Annotated in this window: 16 protein-coding genes, 1 tRNA gene and 1 pseudogene; 12 read left to right on the top strand and 6 right to left on the bottom strand. The window is 38.8% G+C overall.

The genetic code is table 11. The annotated features are described in order from the left end of the window. The first annotated feature begins 79 nt into the window (after positions 1-79). The 5 genes from lexA (at position 80) to KKW16_RS06865 (ending at position 8,434) form a co-directional block, all read left to right on the top strand. On the top strand, positions 80-703 hold the full coding sequence (gene lexA, locus KKW16_RS06885) for a transcriptional repressor LexA (protein ID WP_005632942.1): 624 nt from the start codon (positions 80-82) through the stop codon (positions 701-703). A gap of 142 nt (positions 704-845) precedes the next feature. Further along, a complete protein-coding gene (gene dapF / locus KKW16_RS06880) occupies positions 846-1,670 on the top strand; it encodes a diaminopimelate epimerase (protein WP_065249818.1) in 825 nt (274 codons plus the stop codon). Positions 1,671-1,799: 129 nt separating this feature from the next. After that, positions 1,800-5,747: a phosphoribosylformylglycinamidine synthase gene (gene purL, locus KKW16_RS06875; RefSeq protein WP_215768109.1), complete on the top strand. Its 3,948-nt coding sequence runs from the start codon at positions 1,800-1,802 to the stop codon at positions 5,745-5,747. A gap of 203 nt (positions 5,748-5,950) precedes the next feature. Continuing rightward, positions 5,951-6,580, top strand: coding sequence for a YkgB family protein (locus KKW16_RS06870; protein ID WP_215768108.1), 630 nt, complete (start codon positions 5,951-5,953; stop codon positions 6,578-6,580). 153 nt (positions 6,581-6,733) lie between these two features. Next, entirely contained in the window at positions 6,734-8,434 is a 1,701-nt protein-coding gene (locus tag KKW16_RS06865) for an AAA family ATPase (RefSeq protein WP_215768107.1), read from the top strand. A gap of 187 nt (positions 8,435-8,621) precedes the next feature. Here KKW16_RS06865 and KKW16_RS08995 read toward each other — a convergent pair. The 3 genes and pseudogenes from KKW16_RS08995 to selA all read right to left on the bottom strand — a co-directional run. Then, a pseudogene (locus tag KKW16_RS08995) lies at positions 8,622-8,799 on the bottom strand (glycerophosphodiester phosphodiesterase); the annotation flags it as partial. Positions 8,800-8,850: 51 nt separating this feature from the next. Next, positions 8,851-10,710 carry a selenocysteine-specific translation elongation factor gene (gene selB, locus KKW16_RS06860; RefSeq protein WP_215768106.1) on the bottom strand — a complete coding sequence of 620 codons (1,860 nt, stop codon included), beginning with the start codon at positions 10,708-10,710 and terminating at the stop codon, positions 8,851-8,853. Further along, complete coding sequence (gene selA, locus KKW16_RS06855; RefSeq protein ID WP_215768105.1) at positions 10,707-12,092, bottom strand: L-seryl-tRNA(Sec) selenium transferase; 1,386 nt, start codon at positions 12,090-12,092, stop codon at positions 10,707-10,709. Before selA ends, selB begins: the two co-directional genes overlap by 4 nt. Before the next feature lie 70 nt (positions 12,093-12,162). Here selA and KKW16_RS06850 point away from each other — a divergent pair. Both KKW16_RS06850 and mutS read left to right on the top strand, forming a co-directional pair. Next, a tRNA-Sec gene (locus KKW16_RS06850) sits at positions 12,163-12,257 on the top strand. A 58-nt stretch (positions 12,258-12,315) separates the two neighbouring features. Next, entirely contained in the window at positions 12,316-14,901 is a 2,586-nt protein-coding gene (gene mutS / locus KKW16_RS06845; protein WP_215768104.1) for a DNA mismatch repair protein MutS, read from the top strand. Positions 14,902-15,026: 125 nt separating this feature from the next. Here mutS and fabR read toward each other — a convergent pair whose 3' ends face one another. Both fabR and oxyR read right to left on the bottom strand, forming a co-directional pair. Beyond that, positions 15,027-15,650, bottom strand: coding sequence for an HTH-type transcriptional repressor FabR (gene fabR, locus KKW16_RS06840; RefSeq protein ID WP_048953364.1), 624 nt, complete (start codon positions 15,648-15,650; stop codon positions 15,027-15,029). Beyond that, positions 15,650-16,555, bottom strand: coding sequence for a DNA-binding transcriptional regulator OxyR (gene oxyR / locus KKW16_RS06835; protein ID WP_048953362.1), 906 nt, complete (start codon positions 16,553-16,555; stop codon positions 15,650-15,652). The genes fabR and oxyR overlap by 1 nt, the downstream gene beginning before the upstream one ends. Positions 16,556-16,680: 125 nt before the next feature. Between oxyR and pgdx the strand changes: the two genes are divergently transcribed. Further along, the gene (gene pgdx / locus KKW16_RS06830) at positions 16,681-17,406 is read left to right on the top strand and encodes a hybrid peroxiredoxin PGdx (protein WP_111407856.1); all 726 of its coding nucleotides are present in this window, start codon (positions 16,681-16,683) and stop codon (positions 17,404-17,406) included. A 91-nt stretch (positions 17,407-17,497) separates the two neighbouring features. On the opposite strand, the gene KKW16_RS06825 is transcribed toward pgdx, so the two are convergent. Continuing rightward, positions 17,498-17,719, bottom strand: coding sequence for a SlyX family protein (locus KKW16_RS06825; RefSeq protein WP_065265677.1), 222 nt, complete (start codon positions 17,717-17,719; stop codon positions 17,498-17,500). Positions 17,720-17,816: 97 nt separating this feature from the next. On the opposite strand from KKW16_RS06825, the gene fkpA reads away from it, so the two are divergent. The 4 genes from fkpA to tusC all read left to right on the top strand — a co-directional run bounded on the left by fkpA (position 17,817) and on the right by tusC (position 20,031). Then, positions 17,817-18,542 carry an FKBP-type peptidyl-prolyl cis-trans isomerase gene (fkpA, locus tag KKW16_RS06820; protein WP_215768103.1) on the top strand — a complete coding sequence of 242 codons (726 nt, stop codon included), beginning with the start codon at positions 17,817-17,819 and terminating at the stop codon, positions 18,540-18,542. A gap of 87 nt (positions 18,543-18,629) precedes the next feature. Continuing rightward, entirely contained in the window at positions 18,630-19,295 is a 666-nt protein-coding gene (locus tag KKW16_RS06815; protein ID WP_215768102.1) for a helix-turn-helix transcriptional regulator, read from the top strand. Then, positions 19,295-19,675 (top strand): sulfurtransferase complex subunit TusD, encoded by a 381-nt coding sequence (gene tusD, locus KKW16_RS06810; RefSeq protein WP_215768101.1) that lies wholly within the window; start codon positions 19,295-19,297, stop codon positions 19,673-19,675. The genes KKW16_RS06815 and tusD overlap by 1 nt, the downstream gene beginning before the upstream one ends. Then, positions 19,672-20,031: a sulfurtransferase complex subunit TusC gene (tusC, locus tag KKW16_RS06805; RefSeq protein ID WP_139989340.1), complete on the top strand. Its 360-nt coding sequence runs from the start codon at positions 19,672-19,674 to the stop codon at positions 20,029-20,031. The genes tusD and tusC overlap by 4 nt, the downstream gene beginning before the upstream one ends. The last annotated feature ends 7 nt before the right edge of the window (positions 20,032-20,038 follow it).

The following is a 20,038-nucleotide window of genomic DNA, read 5'->3' as shown; positions in this document are numbered from 1 at the left end:
AGATTTAAAAAATAACTATTGCAACTTCACACAATCTGTATACAATACCAGTTATCTGTATTTAAAAACAGGAGTGTATATGAGACCATTAACAGCACGCCAACAAGAAGTGTTGGATTTATTAAAACGTCATTTAGAAACAACAGGCATGCCACCAACACGAGCCGAAATCTCTCGAGAATTGGGCTTTAAATCCCCCAATGCTGCAGAAGAACATTTAAAAGCACTTTCACGCAAAGGTGCCATTGAAATTATTCCAGGCGCATCTCGCGGTATCCGAATTTTAGACAATAGCGCAAATGAAGAATTTGATGGTTTACCACTCGTAGGGCGCGTAGCGGCTGGAGAGCCTATTCTTGCAGAACAACATATCGAAGCAACTTATCGCGTAGATGCCGATATGTTTAAACCACAAGCCGATTTCTTACTCAAAGTTTATGGCCAATCCATGAAAGACATTGGTATCTTAGATGGTGATTTATTAGCTGTACATAGCACCAAGGATGTACGTAATGGACAAATTGTCGTTGCCCGTATTGAAGATGAAGTGACGGTAAAACGCCTTGAGAAAAAAGGTTCTATCATTTATCTACACGCAGAAAATGAAGAATTTGATCCAATCGTAGTAAATCTTGAAGAACAAGAAAACTTTGAGATTGAAGGCATTGCAGTAGGGATCATTCGCAATAATGCTTGGATGTAATCTGAGTAAATTAGCGAATCAAGTGCGGTAAAAATTTCCTGTGTTTTACCGCACTTTTCTTAGTTTAAAATTCTGAATTTGCCATTCTTTTTACCGCTCTCTATAATGCAATCAATCTTGAATTTAAATAAAGGATGGAAAAATGCAGTTTTCCAAAATGCACGGATTAGGCAACGATTTTGTTGTGGTTGATGGTGTTACTCAAAATGTTTTTTTTACGTCAGAAACCATTCAACGCTTAGCTGATCGCCACCGTGGAATTGGTTTTGATCAGCTTTTGCTTGTTGAGCCACCTTATGATCCTGAACTCGATTTTCATTATCGTATTTTCAATGCCGATGGAAGTGAAGTTTCGCAATGCGGAAATGGTGCCCGCTGTTTTGCTCGTTTTGTGACATTAAAAGGATTGACTAACAAAAAAGACATCGCGGTTAGCACGCAAAAAGGTAATATGGTTCTAACGGTAAAAGACGATAACCAAATTCGTGTGAATATGGGCGAACCTATTTGGGAGCCAGCAAAAATTCCATTTACCGCAAATAAATTCGAGAAAAATTACATTCTGCGCACGGACATTCAAACCGTCTTATGTGGTGCCGTTTCAATGGGCAATCCTCATTGTGTTGTACAAGTAGATGATATTCAAACCGCAAATGTTGAACAACTTGGTCCTTTGCTAGAAAGCCACGAACGCTTTCCCGAACGGGTCAATGCTGGTTTTATGCAAATCATCAATAAAGAGCATATTAAACTTAGAGTTTATGAACGTGGTGCTGGAGAAACGCAAGCCTGTGGCAGTGGAGCTTGTGCAGCTGTTGCAGTTGGAATAATGCAAGGTTTATTGAATAATCGAGTTCAAGTCGATTTGCCAGGCGGTTCATTAATCATTGAATGGGATGGCGTTGGTTATCCACTTTATATGACTGGCGAAGCGACCCATGTATATGACGGTTTTATAACCCTTTAATCTTCTTATCCCCATCAAATTCTTAAAGATGGGGATTTTATCCCTCACTAACGCAAACGTTTTCGTTTCTAGAAATATCCTTTATAATACACCTAGATTTTCATTCCTATCCTCATAAAGGACCCCCTTATGTTTCAAACTTTTCGTGGCTCACCAGCCCTTTCTGAATTCCGTATTCAAGGCTTAATGCAAAAATTCCAACAAAATCAATTGCCGGTAAAATCGGTTTACGCGGAATATTTGCATTTTGTGGAATTAAATCGACCGCTTGTTAGCGAGCAGGAAGCAAAACTAAAAGCATTGTTACATTACGGCCCAACCTTGGCAGAACACGATGCCAAAGGCGAAACCTTTATCGTGATTCCACGCGTTGGCACGATTTCTTCTTGGTCTTCTAAAGCGACCGATATTGCGCATAACTGTGGTTTAAGTGAAGTGGAGCGTATTGAGCGTGGTTTGGCGTATTATTTTGAGTTAAGCCGACCGCTTGATGAAAAAACAACTGAAAAATTGACCGCACTTTTACATGACCGAATGATGGAAACCGTGGTGCGCAATCCGCAAGATGCTGAGATTTTATTCCGTCATCAAGATCCGAAACCGTTCAAAACTGTGGATATTTTAAAAGGTGGACGTGAAGCCTTAGTAACAGCCAACGTAGAATTAGGCTTGGCACTGGCAGAAGATGAAATTGATTATTTGGTGGAAAATTTCACCCAATTAGGGCGCAATCCGCACGATATTGAACTTTATATGTTCGCGCAAGCCAACTCTGAGCACTGCCGCCATAAAATCTTTAATGCGGATTGGATTATCGACGGCAAAAAACAGGATAAATCCCTGTTTAAAATGATTAAAAACACCTTTGAGAAAACCCCTGATTTCGTGCTTTCAGCTTATAAAGATAATGCAGCGGTAATGGAAGGCTCAAAAGTTGGCCGTTTCTTTGCGGATCAAGATGGGCAATATCGCTATCACAATGAAGATGCACATATCTTAATGAAAGTGGAAACTCACAACCACCCAACCGCAATTTCGCCATTCCCAGGGGCGGCAACAGGTTCGGGCGGTGAGATTCGTGATGAAGGTGCAACGGGTCGTGGTGCAAAACCCAAAGCAGGTTTAACTGGTTTCTCTGTATCAAACCTTGTCATTCCAAACTTTGAGCAACCTTGGGAAAATCCGCTCTCCAAGCCAAACCGTATTGCATCAGCCTTAGATATTATGATTGAAGGCCCATTAGGTGGTGCAGCATTTAACAACGAGTTTGGTCGCCCTGCGTTATTGGGTTATTTCCGTACCTATGAAGAGAAAGTCAACAGCTTCAATGGTGAAGAAGTGCGTGGTTACCACAAGCCGATTATGTTAGCGGGCGGTATCGGTAATATTCGTGGCGAACACGTTCAAAAAGGTGAAATCCCCGTTGGTGCGAAATTGATCGTATTAGGCGGTCCAGCCATGAACATCGGCTTAGGCGGTGGAGCAGCTTCTTCTATGGACAGCGGTAAATCAAAAGAAGATTTAGATTTTGCCTCTGTTCAACGTGAAAACCCAGAAATGGAACGCCGCTGCCAAGAGGTGATTGACCGCTGCTGGCAATTAGGTGATGAAAACCCAATTCTCTTTATCCACGATGTGGGGGCGGGGGGGTTATCCAATGCGATGCCTGAATTGGTGCACGATGGCGAGCGTGGCGGTAAATTTGATTTACGCTCAATCCTTTGCGATGAAAAAGGCATGTCACCATTGGAAATTTGGTGTAACGAATCGCAAGAACGTTATGTCTTAGCCGTTGCGCCAGAAAAACTCGAATTATTTACCGCACTTTGTGAACGTGAGCGCGCGCCGTTTGCGGTCATTGGTGAGGCAACGGAAGAAAAACATTTAACCTTACATGATAGCCATTTCGACAATAATCCAATTGATTTGCCAATGAATGTGTTATTAGGCAAAACCCCGAAAATGACGCGTGAGGTTTCGTCAAAAACTGTCGAAAATCGACCGCTTGCAACAGAATATATTCAATTAAAAGAAGCTTTCCATCGCGTATTACGCTTACCGGTGGTGGCAGAAAAAACGTTCTTAATTACTATTGGCGACCGTTCGGTAACTGGTATGGTGGCACGTGATCAAATGGTCGGTCCGTGGCAAATTCCAGTATCTGATGTGGCTGTCACAACCGCTTCATTAGACAGCTATCACGGCGAAGCCATGGCAATGGGTGAACGTGCACCTGTGGCATTATTAAACTTTGGTGCTTCTGCACGTTTAGCGGTGGCAGAATCCATTACCAACATTGCGGGCACCAACATTGGCGATATTAAACGCATCAAACTTTCTGCAAACTGGATGTCTGCAGCGGGTCATGGTGGTGAAGATGCCGGCTTATATGAAGCGGTGAAAGCCGTAGGTGAAGAACTTTGCCCGGCATTAGGCATTACCATTCCTGTGGGTAAAGACTCTATGTCGATGAAAACCACTTGGGAAGAAAATGGTGAGAAAAAATCCGTTACTGCACCACTTTCTTTAGTGATTTCATCTTTTGCCCGCGTGGAAGATGTCCGCAAAACTGTGACACCTCAATTACGCACAGACAAAGGCGCAAGCCGTTTATTGTTGATTGATTTAGGCGAAAGAAAAAATCGCTTAGGCGCGACCGCACTTGCGCAAGTGTATAAACAATTAGGTGACAAACCAGCCGATGTGGTGAACGTAGCCAAACTGAAAAACTTCTTCGATGCAATGCAAGAATTGGTGGCAGAGCGTAAATTATTGGCTTACCACGACCGTTCAGACGGTGGTTTAATTACCACACTTGCAGAAATGGCATTTGCGGGTAACTGTGGCGTGGATGTTGATATTTCTCCGTTATTCGATAGCGGAAAAGGATGGGCGCTTGAGCTCGGTGCGGAACACTATGCTCAAGAAATTTCTGAGTTAGCCATTTTATTTAACGAAGAATTAGGCGCGGTGATTCAGGTATTAGAGGCGGAACTTGACGCTATTTATACGGTGTTGAAAACACATGGATTAGAGGGAATTACCTACGACATCGGCAAGGTTAGCAACGATGATCGCATTGTGATCCATCAATTCGGAAGGGAAATTTTGGATGAAAAACGCTCCGAATTGCGTGGCATTTGGGCGGAATTGACCCATCAAATGCAACGCTTACGCGATAACCCTGAATGTGCTGACCAAGAATTTGAAGCGAAAAAAGCAACAGACAACAAAGGTTTGTCCGCTCACTTAACTTATGATGTGAATGAAGATATTGCTGCGCCTTACATCAGCAAAGGCGTAAAACCAAAAGTAGCAGTATTGCGTGAACAAGGTGTAAACAGTCACGTTGAAATGGCGGCAGCGTTTGACCGTGCAGGCTTTGCGGCAATAGATGTTCACATGAGTGATTTAATGGCGGGTTGTTACAACTTAAACGATTTCAACGCGATGGTGGCCTGTGGAGGTTTCTCTTACGGTGACGTATTAGGTGCTGGCGGCGGATGGGCGAAATCCATTTTATTCAACCCGCAATTACGCGATCAATTCAGCCAATTCTTCGCCAATGAAAACACCCTTTCATTAGGTGTATGTAACGGCTGTCAATTTATCTCCACCCTTGCGGAAATCATCCCAGGTGCAGAAAACTGGCCACGTTTTGTGCGTAATAAATCAGAACGCTTTGAAGCGCGTGCCGCGATGGTGAAAATCAACGACACCAACTCAGAGTGGTTTAAAGGCATGGCAGGTTCACATATGCCGATTGCCGTTTCTCACGGTGAAGGTCGGGTAGAATTCAAAACTCCTGAGAATTTGACCGCACTTCAAGCGCAAAACTTGATTGTGGCACAATATATCGACAGTCATTTAAATGTGACGGAAACCTATCCAGCCAATCCGAATGGCTCGGCATTAGGGATCACCGCCATTTCTAACGTCGATGGTCGTATTGCCGCGATGATGCCACACCCTGAGCGTGTATTCCGTGCCGTGAGCAACTCATGGTATCCAGAAGACTGGTCTGAAGATGGCGCATGGATGAGAATTTTTAGAAATGCGAGAGTGAATTTCAAATAATGTGAAATTGATCACGGAAAATTAATTAAAAATAAGAGATACTAAGAAATTGGTATCTCTTTTTTTATTGCATAAATCTTAGCAATAAAAAAATACCAACAATATTAGCGAGTAATATTGTTAATGATTTATATAAATATTTTATATAAAAATTCTTGGACATTATGTCCGTTATATCAATTGAACTATATAAGGAGTTCTGAATGAGTGCATTAGTTACATTGCTAGCTAATATTGTTGCGCCATTGCAACGTCAATTTATTAACTTTATCCGCATTGCGATTTGTGTTGTGATGGTTTGGATTGGTGGCTTAAAAGTTTGCCAATATGAGGCAGATGGTATTGCACACTTTGTGTCAAATAGTCCTTTCTTAAGCTTCCTTTACAAAAACGGTGCAAATGAAGTGACAAATGATAAGGGGGTTTTAGTGAAAGAATATACCTTATATAAAAACCCTGAAGGCAAAATGGTCGCAAAAAATATCGAATGGCATAAAGTCAATGGCACCTATACCGCTTCTTATATTATTGGCGCAATTATTGTGACGATTGGTATTTTAGTATTAGCGGGGATTTGGTCTCCAACATTAGGTTTATTAGGAGGCTTACTCACCTTTGGTATGTCGATAGTCACGCTGTCATTCCTGATATTTACGCCAGAAACCTGGGTGCCTAATTTAGGTGGAGACTTCCCAACACCTAATTATGGCTTCCCATATCTTTCAGGTGCTGGCCGACTCGTGATTAAAGATATTATTATGATGGCGGGTGGCTTAGTTGCTGCAGCAGAATGTGCGAAACGTTATTTAGAGAATAAAAAACAGTTTGCTTAATTTCTTTATTTTGAAAGGCTTGCTGAGGTAAATGGCAAGTCTTTTTTGTTAAATGTAAAAACTAAATTGGTTTATTTTTAATAATTTAGAAAGAGAATATAATTTAAAGTTGAACTAAATTAAAAAATAGAATTTATTTTATAGGAGTTAAACATGGTAGATTTATCTAATGTAATTTTTAAAACAGCAAAAGAAGAAGGAGTAAAAAATAATAAAAATGTAAATATTAAAAAAATTATAGGAATTTATATTGATAATTTTAGAGGACTAGAAAATCAAGAATTTCTATTAGCTAACAACATAACTGTAGTTTCAGGCCGAAATGGTTCAATGAAATCTACAATTATGGGGCTTGTAGCTCATCCATTTTCAACAGCTGAGATTGATATTATGGGTAATAGTATAAAAACAAATCTAAGTGAAGTCTTTAGTTTCTCAAAAATTCATGATGTAAATAAGTATAATTATTTTATAAAATTAGAGGCAGAGTATGCATCCCAAAACTTATACTTATCCGAACCAATATCTATTTCATACAGAAAAACTGAAAATCGGCATAGAATCATAGTTAGTGGACAAAGTAAAGGAAACGGTAATTTTAATTTTCCATCTAGATATATAAATTTAAAAAGGTTATACCCCTTAACAGAATCAAGAAAAAATGAAGAGAAGAAGGTGATTTATAATGATGCTGAACGCAAGTTCATCTCAAAATTTTTTGAAAGGGTTCTGCTGAAAGGAAATTATTCTAATTTTAGTACATTTAGTGCGAATGCTAGCGCGGGTGGGAATATCACTAGCACCCCTATTGGTCCCGTAGATAGTGATTATGATATAGAATCTATATCTTCAGGGGAGCATAATTTAGGGACTATAGTTAATACTTTAATTTCTTTTATGAGAATCTATAATAAATTAGACGATAATAATAAAAAAAATAAAGAATCATTTATTGGCTTATTAAGCATAGATGAGTTTGAGGCAAGTTTGCACCCAATCTCTCAACTTAATTTATTCGACTTTTTATTATCCTGGTCTAAAAAGTATAAAGTACAAATTATCATAAATACTCATTCTCTCTATCTAATAGAAGAGATTATGAATAAAGAAAAAGAAATAAAAAATAAAGAAATATCATTAAATTTTATAACTTATAGATACAGTGATAAATTAAAAATTTTACATAATCCTGATTATAGGATCGCGAAGGAAGAATTAACTCTAAAAGTAGATGAGTATTCTAAAACATTATCTAAAATAAAACTATTGTGTGAAGATGAGGTCGCTAAAGGTTATATAAAGAAAATAATTGGGCGAAATTTATCAAAATATTGTGTGTTTCAATATGACCTAGTGCCTGATAATAGTGGCTCACCTTATAAGGGGCTGTTAAGTTTAGCAAAGAATGGAGCAGTTTTATTAAAAGATACTATGTCTTTAATTATTGTTGATGGAGATGTAGCAGATACGGAAATAGAAAGTGCAAAAAGAAGATTTGATTATATTTTATCTATTCCTACTGTTAATAGCAAATTGCCAATAGAAAAAGACTTGATTGTTTATATATTGAAAAAATCAAGAAGTGATGATTTTTTTGAAAAAACAGGGAAAACAAAAGACGTATTTATCCAAGAGTTTTCGAGTTTTGAAATACCTTTAAACCATAGTCAGGCAAATAGTTATTCCATTGATTGTTATAAAAAATGGTTTTCTCATCAATCTAAAACTGACTTAAATAAGTACCTAAAATATATGATTAAAGATAACAATGAAATATTTAAAAAATTTAAGGAAGATCTAACTGATATTATCGAGAATATTTTTAGGGAAAATGGTTTTCCTTTTCAGAGATAATATATAATATAATCTTTCAAATTGAAATGTTTTGCTTAATTACTCTTAGTTATCTGTGTTTATAAAATATTTTATTTTTATAACTCTTTTATGAAAAGGTATAAATATACTTATTTTTAGTAGGATTAAAAGCGGTCAAAAATCATAACGAATTTTGACCGCTCTTTTTATTACTTTTACTTACGTATTATTTTTGTTTTTTCAAAAATTCAACACCAGTGTCTGGGAAGTCGGTGAATACACCAGTTGCACCAGATTTATTCAATAACGCATCGTACATTTGATTTACGTCAGTGAAGAACTGATAAAATATTTTTACGCACGTTGTATGGGAGCAATTACACTTTGTATTGTTCGAGCTCTTCACTTGGTTATTTACTTCATTGAAGTTAGTTATATATCAGTAAAATGTTTCCTTATAAATCAAAAACGTTTTTATCGCGTAGGATATGATCGTTTCCTTTACGACGTAAGAAACCAGTACGATCAAAATATTCCATGAGTTGAACTGTCAGTTTTCGCCCAAAATTTAATCGATCTCGAATTTCATTTACTGATGCTTTCCCTTCTTTTTCTGCGATTTGCTTAATAAGGCGAGCATAGGCATAAATGTTTTCAGTTAAGAAAAACCTATCTTTTACGATGGGTGTGAGATATCCTAGTTTGCCTGCTTTATACATAAAGTTACGCATTTGGGATTCATCCATAGCCAAGGCATTTGCCATATCACGCACCCAAATTGCTTGTCCTTGAGCTTTTTCAAATTCATCGAGTACACTTGCCCAATATTTTTGTTCTTCTTGGCTAAATTGGATTTTATGTTCGGGTAAGTGAAGCCAACCTCGAGTTTGCTGTAATCTTCCCTCTTCTAACATTTCATCAATAAAATGATTGATCAAGTTTTCAGGCTGGTTTAAAGCGGCCATTCGGTAGAGACGTGCTTTGCTTACACCAAGTTGATCATTGTGTTGCTCGTGATAGGTATTAAGTGCGGTTAAAATTAGTTGTATTTTTTCTTTTTTGTAGTCTGTATTAAAGCACCAATCTTGATAACGAACGGCGCTACGTTCGTTAATTGCATCATCTAGTTGTTTATTTGTGAGTTGTTCTATCCACATCAGTTTATGAGCTGATATTGCATTATGTTGAAGGATGAATGCAATACGTTGGGCTGCATTTTCAGCAAGCGCTAAATTTGCCAAGAAGCTTAATCGACCCTCTGTTCGTTTATGGCGTTTGGGTGAATCAATTTCTAATACGCGCGCACCAGCAATTAACGATTTAGCATCACCACTGCGTAAAATAAGTTTGTCTCCGAAAGCCAAGAATAAAGGTGAATCTAATATGATTTCAGCCAAAGTGCGGTCATTTTTAGCGGCATTTTTTCCTTGTAATAAGGTGAGCTTACCCGTAGTGCGACTCGCTCCGTGATAAATATGCACAGGTTGGCTTTCATTTAATGGTACTTCAGCCAAAATTTGTACACTGATGCGATCTGTTGGTGGAAGTGGCTCATTCTGCAATAACCAATCACCTCGTTTCATTGGTGTGCGGTCTAAATCAGCATTTAAATTTAGCGCTAAACGTTGCCCTGCAATACCTTGTTCGCTTGATGTATTTTGTGCGTGAATCGCTTTTACACGAACTTTCTGTCCAGTGGAAAGGTAAAGTTCATTGTTGACTTTCACTGTTCCTGAAAAGGCAGTGCCTGTCACGACGGTACCCGCCCCTTTTACGCTGAATACTCGGTCTATTGCGTAGCGGAAAGGTTTCTGAGTATCAGCTAATTCAGGTAGATTCGCTAAGTAATGACGTAATTCATTGACGCCTTGTCCCGTTTCTGCAGAGGTAATGAAGTAGTTAGCATCACGTAAAAAACTATAATTTTGTTTAATTGTTTGGATTAACGATTCTATTTGCTCTGAATTTGTACGATCTGCTTTTGTGATGACAACAATAATTTCGTGGAATTGAAGTTGGCGTAATATCGATAAATGTTCTTTTGTTTGCGCTGCAACGCCTTCATCCGCAGCGATAATTAACATTGCATAATGCACACCACCTAAACCCGCCAGCATATTTGACAAGAATTTTTCGTGCCCCGGTACATCAATAAAGCCAAGCACTTTGTTTTCTAAAGGCAGATAGGCATAGCCCAAATCAATGGTCATACCGCGTTTTTTTTCTTCTGGTAAATGTGCGGTACTTGTGCCAGTTAATGCTTTTAATAATGCTGTTTTGCCGTGATCAACGTGACCTGAAGTAACAATAATCATAGTTCATCCAATGTATTTAATAATGTTTCAATATCTGCAAGGCTACGTAAATCTAGCCAAATTTTTCCGTTTTCCATTCGCCCAATAATAGGTTGAGAAAGTTGTTTAAAGCGAGCTGAAAGTGCGGAAAGTTTTACGTTTGTTTTTTCTGCAATAGTAACAGCCAAGGAAGGGATTCTTTCCATTGGTTGTGAGCCACTGCCGATTTGTGCTTGGCTATCTTCAATTTGAATATCAAATTGTGAATTTAAGCGAGATTCTAACCGCTCTTTTAGACGTATAGCATTTATTTTGAGTTGTTCTAATGGTTGTGTGAGTAAGTGCAAAGTTGGTAATTTTTTGTTCAGTTTTTCAGGATTTAAATATAAACGTAATGTGGCTTCTAAGCCTGCTAAAATGACTTTATCGCAACGTAATGCACGCTTGAGTGGATGGGCTTGTAATTGTTCGATCCATTCTTTTTTACCCACTATTATGCCTGCTTGCACGCCACCAAGTAATTTATCGCCAGAGAAAGAGACTAAATCCACACCTTGCGTGACTTTTTCTTGCACGGTTGGTTCTTTTGGTAAGCCATATTGGCTTAAATCAACTAATGCGCCGCTACCTAAATCAGTTACTACTGGTACATTCATTTCTCGGCTTAGTTCTGCGAGTTCTTTTTCTGAAACTGAAGAGGTAAAACCACAAATTTGATAATTGCTACTATGCACTTTCATTAAAAAAGCCGTATTTTCAGTGATAGCATTACGATAATCTTTCAGGTGAGTACGATTAGTGGTACCCACTTCCACTAAATGGCATCCAGCTTGTTCCATTATATCTGGAATACGAAACGCACCGCCGATTTCAATTAATTCGCCACGAGAAATAATAACTTCTTTACCTTGAGCAAAGGTTGCTAGCATTAACAACACCGCAGCGGCGTTGTTATTCACTATACAGGCTGCCTCAGCACCTGTGAGTTTGCATAATAATTCACTGATGTAATTGTCGCGATGACTACGCTTACCTTCATCTAAATCATATTCAAGCGAAACATTTTTTTGCATCGCAGAAAGGGCTGCCTGTTGTGCTGTTTCAGACCAAAGTGCCCGCCCAAGATTTGTGTGTAAAACTGTACCAGTTAGATTATGCACCGCTTTGATTTGTACTTGGTTTTGTTTTTGTAGGCGAGAATGAATTTCTACAAAAGTGCGGTCAAAATTAGAAAAATATTCAGGAAGTTGATTATTTTTTTGAATAAATTGACGAGCTTGTGTTAATAATTCTCGACATGTTTCCACGACTGCAGAGTGGCCAAATTCAGTAATGAGTTGTAATCCTTGAGAGGTTTTGAGAATCTTATCAACGGAAGGAAGTTGTTGAAAAAGTGCGGTCATTTTTGAATCCGTTTAAAATAACGTTGAATTGCTGATTAATTTACGCTAAAGTAACCTCAATTTCAACCACGGAAGGTCGTCATCTCCGGTGAGGTGGCAGGACTTCAAATCCTGTTGGGGACGCCAGCGTTCCCGGGTGGGTTCAACTCCCATGACCTTCCGCCAATCTATATAAATCCGCATAGATTCACTTAAATATCTCATCTTACAAGTAGGTAGCCCCATGTTTTCCGGAGAAACATTTCAACAACATACGCCAATGATGCAACAATATCTAAAACTCAAAGCAGAGAATCCAGATATTTTGTTGTTTTATCGCATGGGGGATTTTTACGAGTTGTTTTATGACGACGCGAAAAAGGCAGCGGCATTGTTGGATATTTCTTTGACGAAACGAGGTCAATCAGCAGGGCAACCAATTCCAATGGCAGGAGTGCCCTATCATGCGGTGGAAGGTTATTTAGCAAAATTGGTTCAGTTGGGTGAACCTGTGGCGATTTGCGAACAGATTGGTGATCCAGCCACAAGCAAAGGGCCTGTGGAACGCCAAATTGTGCGAATTGTTACACCTGGTACGGTAAGTGATGAGGCACTTTTGCCTGAACGCCAAGACAATCTGATTGCAGCAGTATATCAAGAGAAAGAAAAATTTGGATTAGCCACTTTAGATATGACCTCTGGCCGTTTTCAGCTTTGTGAACCTGCAGATAAAGAAACATTACGTGCGGAATTGCAACGTATTGCACCTGTTGAATTGCTGTATTGTGAAGAATTTAATGAAATGGCTGCGATTGAACATTGCAAGGGATTACGCCGTCGCCCGATTTGGGAGTTTGAACTTAGTACTGCCATTACGTTACTAAATCGCCAATTTGGCACAAAAGATTTACGCGCCTTTGGTGTGGAAAAATCCCCTTTAGGCTTAAGTGCGGCAGGTTGTTTATTGCAATATGCAAAAGAAACGCAACGTACCGCATTACCCCATATTCAAAGCATTAGCTTAATTCAAAATCAAGACTGTATTCAGTTAGATGCCGCCACGCGCAGAAATCTTGAATTGACACAAAATCTTGCGGGTGGCACAGAAAATACACTAGCATCTGTCTTGGATAAATGCGTTACGCCAATGGGAAGTCGCTTGCTGAAACGTTGGATTCACCAGCCTATTCGCAATGTAGAAAAATTAAAACAACGCCAACAAGCGATTGCGGAAATTCTGAATTTTGATTTGGTCGATGAACTTCAGTCTTATTTGCAATTAGTCGGCGATATGGAGCGTATTTTAGCGCGTGTGGCACTACGTTCAGCGCGTCCACGCGATCTCACCCGCTTGCGCACGGCATTGGAGCAAATTCCAGCATTGCGCGCGATTGTGCAACAAAAAACACCGCCATTTTTAACCGCTCTTTTCAGCAAAATTTCCGATTTTACCGAGCAGTACGATTTATTGCAACGTGCATTGATTGAAACTCCTCCGCTTTTAATTCGGGATGGTGGCGTGATTGCCGAAGGCTATAATGCCGAATTGGACGAATGGCGTATGTTGTCTGATGGCGCAACGCAATATTTGGAAAACCTCGAAAAACGGGAGCGTGAAAGCACAGGCATTGATACGTTAAAAATCGGTTTTAATGCAGTGCATGGTTATTACATCCAAATTAGCCAAGGTCAAGCGCATAAAGCGCCAATTCATTATGTTCGCCGTCAAACCTTGAAAAATGCAGAGCGTTACATTATTCCTGAGCTCAAAGAATATGAAGACAAAGTGCTTAAATCAAAAGGCGCAGCGTTAGCATTAGAAAAGCAACTTTACGATGAATTATTTGATTTATTATTACCGCACTTAGGTGCGTTACAGCTGGCGAGCCTCGCACTTTCTGAATTGGATGTATTGGTCAATCTTGCCGAGCGGGCAGATACGCTTAATTACGTGATGCCAAGATTCTGTGATGAAGTGAGTGTGAAAATTGAAAATGGTCGCCATCCTGTTGTGGAACAAGTATTGAAAGATCCTTTCATCGCCAACCCTGTGGAGTTAAATCACCATCGTCATTTGCTAATTATCACTGGGCCAAATATGGGCGGTAAAAGTACTTATATGCGTCAAACCGCACTAATTACATTGCTGGCGTATATCGGCAGCTTTGTGCCGGCAGACAGCGCCCGAATTGGACCGATTGATCGTATTTTCACTCGAATTGGTGCGTCTGATGATTTAGCCTCAGGACGTTCAACCTTTATGGTGGAAATGACTGAAATGGCAAATATTCTTCATCAGGCCACGGCGCAAAGTCTCGTGCTTATTGATGAAATCGGTCGTGGCACATCCACTTATGATGGTTTATCTTTAGCTTGGGCTTGTGCAGAATGGTTAGCCAAAAAAATCCGCTCGCTTACATTATTTGCCACCCATTATTTTGAATTAACCGCATTGCCGGAACAGCTAGAAGGTATCGCGAATATTCATTTAGATGCCCTTGAGCATAACAACACCATCGCCTTTATGCACGCCGTACAAGATGGCGCCGCAAGTAAAAGTTATGGTTTGGCAGTCGCTGCTTTGGCGGGTGTGCCACAATCTGTTATTAAACTGGCAAAACAGAAATTGACACAATTAGAAAAAACATCAGGCCATTCAGCCGATCAGCAAATTCAGGCATTGCGTGAAGCCAATCACACTCAAGGTGAATTATTGTTTGAGCAAGAAACGGATGCATTAAGAGAAGCTATTGAAAAACTGGAACCCGATGATTTAAGCCCTAAACAAGCCTTGGCGTATTTGTATCAGTTAAAGAAAATGGTAAGTTAAGATATAGAGAAGAATGGCCACATTTCGTAAAGCAAAATGTGGCCATTTGTTATGTTATAAATAAATAATAGGATAACTAATGCAGTTTTGCGGATTTGGCTGTAAGACAAAAAGTGCGGTTAAGTTTATATGTGTTTTCCTTTTTCTTTTTGAGCCGCGAAATCTGCACCTTTTGCTAACATTCTTAATTGTAAAATTACGCGTGTTTTGAGTTGTTCTCTTTCAGCTTTATTCATATCTAAAGCATTTGCTCCAGCGGTGAAGACAATAGTCACAATGCCTTCAGCTTGAACATATGCAATATATTGAGAATACTGATGCTTAGATGAAATATACTCTGCGAGTTCATCGACAAAATGTTTGATTTCGCGTGCTGCTGCAGTGCGAAATGCTTGGGAGGTACCCGAGCTTTCACGTAATAATAAGCGGAAAACATTTGTGCTGTTGGTAATAAATTCAAAAAACGTATCAACAGAAACAGAAATTACACTACCACCAGCATCGATACGTTTACGCGCTTGTCGCATTAATTGACGCAAAATTAAACCAGCTTCATCTACCATTTCTAAGCCTAATTCATCCATGTCGCTAAAATGACGATAAAACGAAGTTGGCGCAATACCCGCTTCACGAGCGACTTCGCGTAAACTTAAGTTGGAAAAGCTTTTTTCCGCACTGAGCTGATTAAACGCGGCATTTACTAAGGCTCGACGTGTTTTCTCTTTTTGAATTGCACGAACCCCGGCCATTATTTTTCTCCGGCTAAAATTAATTTTACTTCACTGCTGATTGCACCGGCTACGCGTTCGTAACGGTTACGTAAAGGTGAACCAGGTCGATAAACCAAAGCAATAGTGCGTGATGGTTCAGGTGAGTGACAAGGAATATATTTTACACCTTTACGAGCACCTTCATTTAATACAGCAAGTTCAGGCATAAACGTGATACCTGCATTTGCAGAGACCATATTGCGCAAAGTTTCTAGGCTTGTGGCTTGGAAGTGGGCATTTTCTTTTGCGCCTGCCGTGAAGCAATAATCTAAAGCCTGATTACGTAAGCAATGACCATCGTCTAACATTAACATTTCTTGCCCTTTCAGCTGATTCATAGACATTTTCTTTTCTTTTGCCCAAGGATGTTCATCTGATACGGCCAGTAACATTTTTTCGTTAAAAATAGGCACTTCAATAAAGGCTTCTGTTTCTGGCACGGTAGCTACAATTGCACAATCTAAACGACCAGTTTCGAGTTGTTCTAACAATTGATGTGTTTGTGCTTCGTAGAGAAAGACTTCTAGATCCGGAAAGGCAGCTTTTAGCGTTGGAACAATATAAGGTAATAAGTAAGGGCCAACAGTTGGGATTAATCCTATATGTAATGGGCCTGTCATTTCCTTACCTTGATTACTTGCCATTTCTTTCAATAATTTTACTTCACGCAACACGGTACGCGCTTGTTCTACAAGTAACATACCTGATTGTGTGAATAATACTTTACGGCTGGTTCGTTCTAATAAAATAATGCCAAGTTCATCTTCGAGCTTGCGAATTTGACCACTTAAAGTGGGTTGGCTGACATTGCAAGAATCGGCAGCACGGCGGAAATGTTTATATTCTGATAAGGCTACAAGGTATTCTAAATCTCGGATATTCATTTGATTCCTCCTATAGAAAATTTCAATTAAAAAAATAGAATTAATTGATTGTAACTATACCATAAATTTCCCTATAATCCAGCGCATTCAAATTAAATCAACAACCAAATAGGAGAATAATGATGATGTCTAATATGGAAGGCAAAAAAGTCCCTCAAGTGACATTTCGCACTCGTCAAGGTGATAAATGGGTTGATATTACTACCTCAGAATTATTTGATAATAAAACCGTGATTGTATTCTCATTACCAGGTGCATTCACGCCGACTTGTTCATCTTCTCACTTACCACGTTATAACGAATTAGCCCCTGTATTCAAAAAATATGGTGTGGATGATATTGTTGTGGTTTCAGTCAATGATACTTTCGTGATGAATGCGTGGAAAGAAGACGAAAAATCTGAAAATATCACTTTTATTCCAGATGGTAATGGTGAGTTTACAGAAGGCATGGGAATGCTTGTTGGTAAAGAAGATTTAGGTTTTGGCAAACGTTCTTGGCGCTATTCTATGTTGGTAAAAAATGGCGTAGTAGAAAAAATGTTTGTTGAACCAAATGAACCGGGCGATCCGTTCAAAGTTTCTGATGCAGATACAATGTTAAAATATCTTGCGCCACAGCATCAAATTCAAGAATCTATTTCAATCTTCACTAAACCAGGTTGTCCGTATTGCACAAAAGCAAAACAACTTTTACATGATAAAGGATTAAGTTTTGAAGAAATCGTATTAGGTCATGATGCTACTATCGTGAGTGTACGTGCGGTTTCTGGTCGTACAACTGTTCCACAAGTGTTTATCGGTGGTAAGCATATTGGCGGTAGCGACGATTTGGAAAAATACTTTTCATAAGCAGGCAAGTATTTAGCTGATTATTATTTGGGAATGTAATTTAAAGGGCGCATTGTGCGCCCTTTTCATTTTTACGAATTTATTGCAGAAATTAATAATGCGGTGGTGGCGTTTCTTCCGCTTGGCTTGCAATGTTTGATGGATGAAAATCTTTTAATTTACTTGCCACATAGCGTAGCTGAACTTGCATTTTATCAAGCGCAAATTGTTGTTGAACTAATGCATGATTCAGTTCGTCTAATAGTTGCTCTTGAAACGCGATTTTGGTTTCAAGTTCAGCAATACGATTTTCTAATATTTGTTCAATGTGCATAAAATTTCTCTAAATTTTAAAAAAAAGTTGAGAATAGGTTAAAAGCGATTTAATCTAGCCTCAGAATTATTTCATTTATTATAAAGGATTAACGCATATGTTAAAAATTCAAAAATTATCTATCGCAGCATTAATGGTAAGTGCGGTGATTTCTGGCCAAGTTTTTGCGGAAGAAAAAGCGCTTGATGAAAAAGCTGCCTCTTATGCCGTGGGTGCATTAATGGGTGGGCAAATGAAAGATTTGGTCGATGCGCACAAAGAAGTGATTACTTATGATAATGCTCGTATCTTAGATGGTTTAAAAGATGCTTTAGAGGGTAAAGTTGATGTGCGTAAAGATGAAAATGTACAAAAAACTTTAGAAGCTATTGAAGCGAAATTAGTATCTGCATCAAAAGCAAAAGCGGAAGCCATTGCGAAAAGTGCTCAGGAAGAGGGAGATAAATATCGCGCTGATTTTGCTAAAGACAAAGATGTTAAAACGACTAAATCAGGTTTACTTTACAAAATTGAAAATGCAGGTAAAGGTGAGGCAATTAAGGCTACCGATACTGTAAAAGTGCATTACACTGGTAAATTACCAAATGGCAAAGTATTTGATAGTTCTGTGGAACGTGGTCAACCGGTTGAATTCCAATTAAACCAAGTTATTCCTGGATGGACAGAAGGCCTTCAATTGGTGAAAAAAGGTGGAAAAATTCAGTTAGTGATTCCACCAGCGTTAGGTTATGGTAAACAAGGTGCTGGCGCCTCTATTCCACCTAATTCAACCCTCATTTTTGATGTAGAAGTTTTAGATGTAAATCCTAAATCAGAAAAATAATACTTCTAGTCATGGCACGTGTTTTTTTAATGCGTGCCATTTGTTATAAAACTCAGTGAATTTTGATCGCACTTTTAACCTTGAACCATGACATTAAACGATAAACAACCTTTCTCGGATGAAGATCGCACTATTATTAATTCTTATAAAGCGGTTGTTGATGGCGTTAGCGCGCTGATTGGCGAACACTGTGAAATCGTTTTACATTCTTTAGAAGATATTGAGCATTCTGCTATTTGTATTGCAAATGGCCATAATACGAATCGTCAAGTGGGCTCACCAATTACTGATTTGGCATTGCGTTCACTCCGTAATATGCAAAGTGAAAGTGTTTCTAAGCCTTATTTTACTCGCACTAAAGGCAGTGTGTTGATGAAATCTGTCACGATTGCGATTCGCAATAAAGTTCAACGTATTATTGGTTTACTTTGTATTAATATTAATTTAGACGTGCCTATTTCACAATTTGTACAGGCTTTTATGCCAACAGAAAAAACAGAAGAAACATCGTCTGTCAATTTTGCAAGCTCTGTTGAGGATTTAGTCAATCAAACTATTGAGAAAACCATCGAGGAAGTAAATACTGATCGTATGGTGGCCAATAACACTAAAAACCGCCAAATTGTCTTATCTCTGTATGAAAAAGGCATTTTTGACATTAAAGATGCGATCAATTTAGTGGCTGAGCGTTTGGATATTTCCCGCCATACGGTCTATCTCTATATTCGTCAAATAAAACACGAGCAAGAATAATGCGCTATGTACTTGCAGTTAAAAGCCCTATTTATGGCCAGCAAGGGGCTTTTTTAGCTTACCAATTTGCCAAAGCATTGATTGAAAGAAAACATGAGATCACCCAAATTTTCTTTTTCCAAGATGGTGTGACGAATGGTAACGCATTAGTTTATCCTGCTAGTGATGAAGTTAATTTGCAAAAGTGTTGGCAAGATCTTGCTATGATGCATCAAATCCCATTGCACCTTTGTGTTGCCGCTTCACAACGTCGTGGCATCGTGGATACTTTAACGGCAGAAAACCCAGAAAACATCAATCTTGCTGAGGGCTTCACGATTGCGGGGCTAGGTGAATTTATATCGGCAACATTAAAGGCTGAGCGAGTCATCACATTATGAAAATTGCTTTTTTGTTTAAAACAGTTCCCCATGGCACCGCACTTTCCCGTGAGGGATTAGATGCATTACTTGCCGCAACGGCTTTTTGTGATGAAGAGGATATTGGCGTATTCTTTATAGATGACGGTGTGCTGAATCTTGTTTCTTATCAACAACCAGAACATATTCTCCAAAAAGATTTTATTCGCACCTTTAAATTGTTAGATTTATATGAAATAACACAACGTTTCATTTGTTCAGAAAGTTTGGAAAAATTCGGCATTTCGTCAGAGCAATGTATTATTTCAGCTGAAAAAATGAATCGTGCTTCTTTTATGTCCAAACTGAATCAAGCTGAAAAATTGCTGACTTTTTAAGGAAAAT

It is taken from the genome of Haemophilus sp. SZY H8 (genome assembly GCF_018829755.1).
Lineage (GTDB): Bacteria > Pseudomonadota > Gammaproteobacteria > Enterobacterales > Pasteurellaceae > Haemophilus > Haemophilus haemolyticus_K.
The sequence above is the reverse complement of the archived record's forward strand: the minus strand, read 5'-3'. Positions and strand labels throughout refer to the sequence as shown.

Excerpts from the sequence above, each read along its gene's own strand:
- lexA (WP_005632942.1), top strand. The coding sequence starts at position 80 with ATGAGACCATTAACAGCACGCCAACAAGAAGTGTTGGATTTATTAAAA.
- dapF (WP_065249818.1), top strand. The coding sequence starts at position 846 with ATGCAGTTTTCCAAAATGCACGGATTAGGCAACGATTTTGTTGTGGTT.
- purL (WP_215768109.1), top strand. The coding sequence starts at position 1,800 with ATGTTTCAAACTTTTCGTGGCTCACCAGCCCTTTCTGAATTCCGTATT.
- KKW16_RS06870 (WP_215768108.1), top strand. The coding sequence starts at position 5,951 with ATGAGTGCATTAGTTACATTGCTAGCTAATATTGTTGCGCCATTGCAA.
- KKW16_RS06865 (WP_215768107.1), top strand. The coding sequence starts at position 6,734 with ATGGTAGATTTATCTAATGTAATTTTTAAAACAGCAAAAGAAGAAGGA.
- selB (WP_215768106.1), bottom strand. The coding sequence starts at position 10,710 with ATGATTATTGTTACTTCAGGTCACGTTGATCACGGCAAAACAGCATTA.
- selA (WP_215768105.1), bottom strand. The coding sequence starts at position 12,092 with ATGACCGCACTTTTTCAACAACTTCCTTCCGTTGATAAGATTCTCAAA.
- mutS (WP_215768104.1), top strand. The coding sequence starts at position 12,316 with ATGTTTTCCGGAGAAACATTTCAACAACATACGCCAATGATGCAACAA.
- fabR (WP_048953364.1), bottom strand. The coding sequence starts at position 15,650 with ATGGCCGGGGTTCGTGCAATTCAAAAAGAGAAAACACGTCGAGCCTTA.
- oxyR (WP_048953362.1), bottom strand. The coding sequence starts at position 16,555 with ATGAATATCCGAGATTTAGAATACCTTGTAGCCTTATCAGAATATAAA.
- pgdx (WP_111407856.1), top strand. The coding sequence starts at position 16,681 with ATGTCTAATATGGAAGGCAAAAAAGTCCCTCAAGTGACATTTCGCACT.
- KKW16_RS06825 (WP_065265677.1), bottom strand. The coding sequence starts at position 17,719 with ATGCACATTGAACAAATATTAGAAAATCGTATTGCTGAACTTGAAACC.
- fkpA (WP_215768103.1), top strand. The coding sequence starts at position 17,817 with ATGTTAAAAATTCAAAAATTATCTATCGCAGCATTAATGGTAAGTGCG.
- KKW16_RS06815 (WP_215768102.1), top strand. The coding sequence starts at position 18,630 with ATGACATTAAACGATAAACAACCTTTCTCGGATGAAGATCGCACTATT.
- tusD (WP_215768101.1), top strand. The coding sequence starts at position 19,295 with ATGCGCTATGTACTTGCAGTTAAAAGCCCTATTTATGGCCAGCAAGGG.
- tusC (WP_139989340.1), top strand. The coding sequence starts at position 19,672 with ATGAAAATTGCTTTTTTGTTTAAAACAGTTCCCCATGGCACCGCACTT.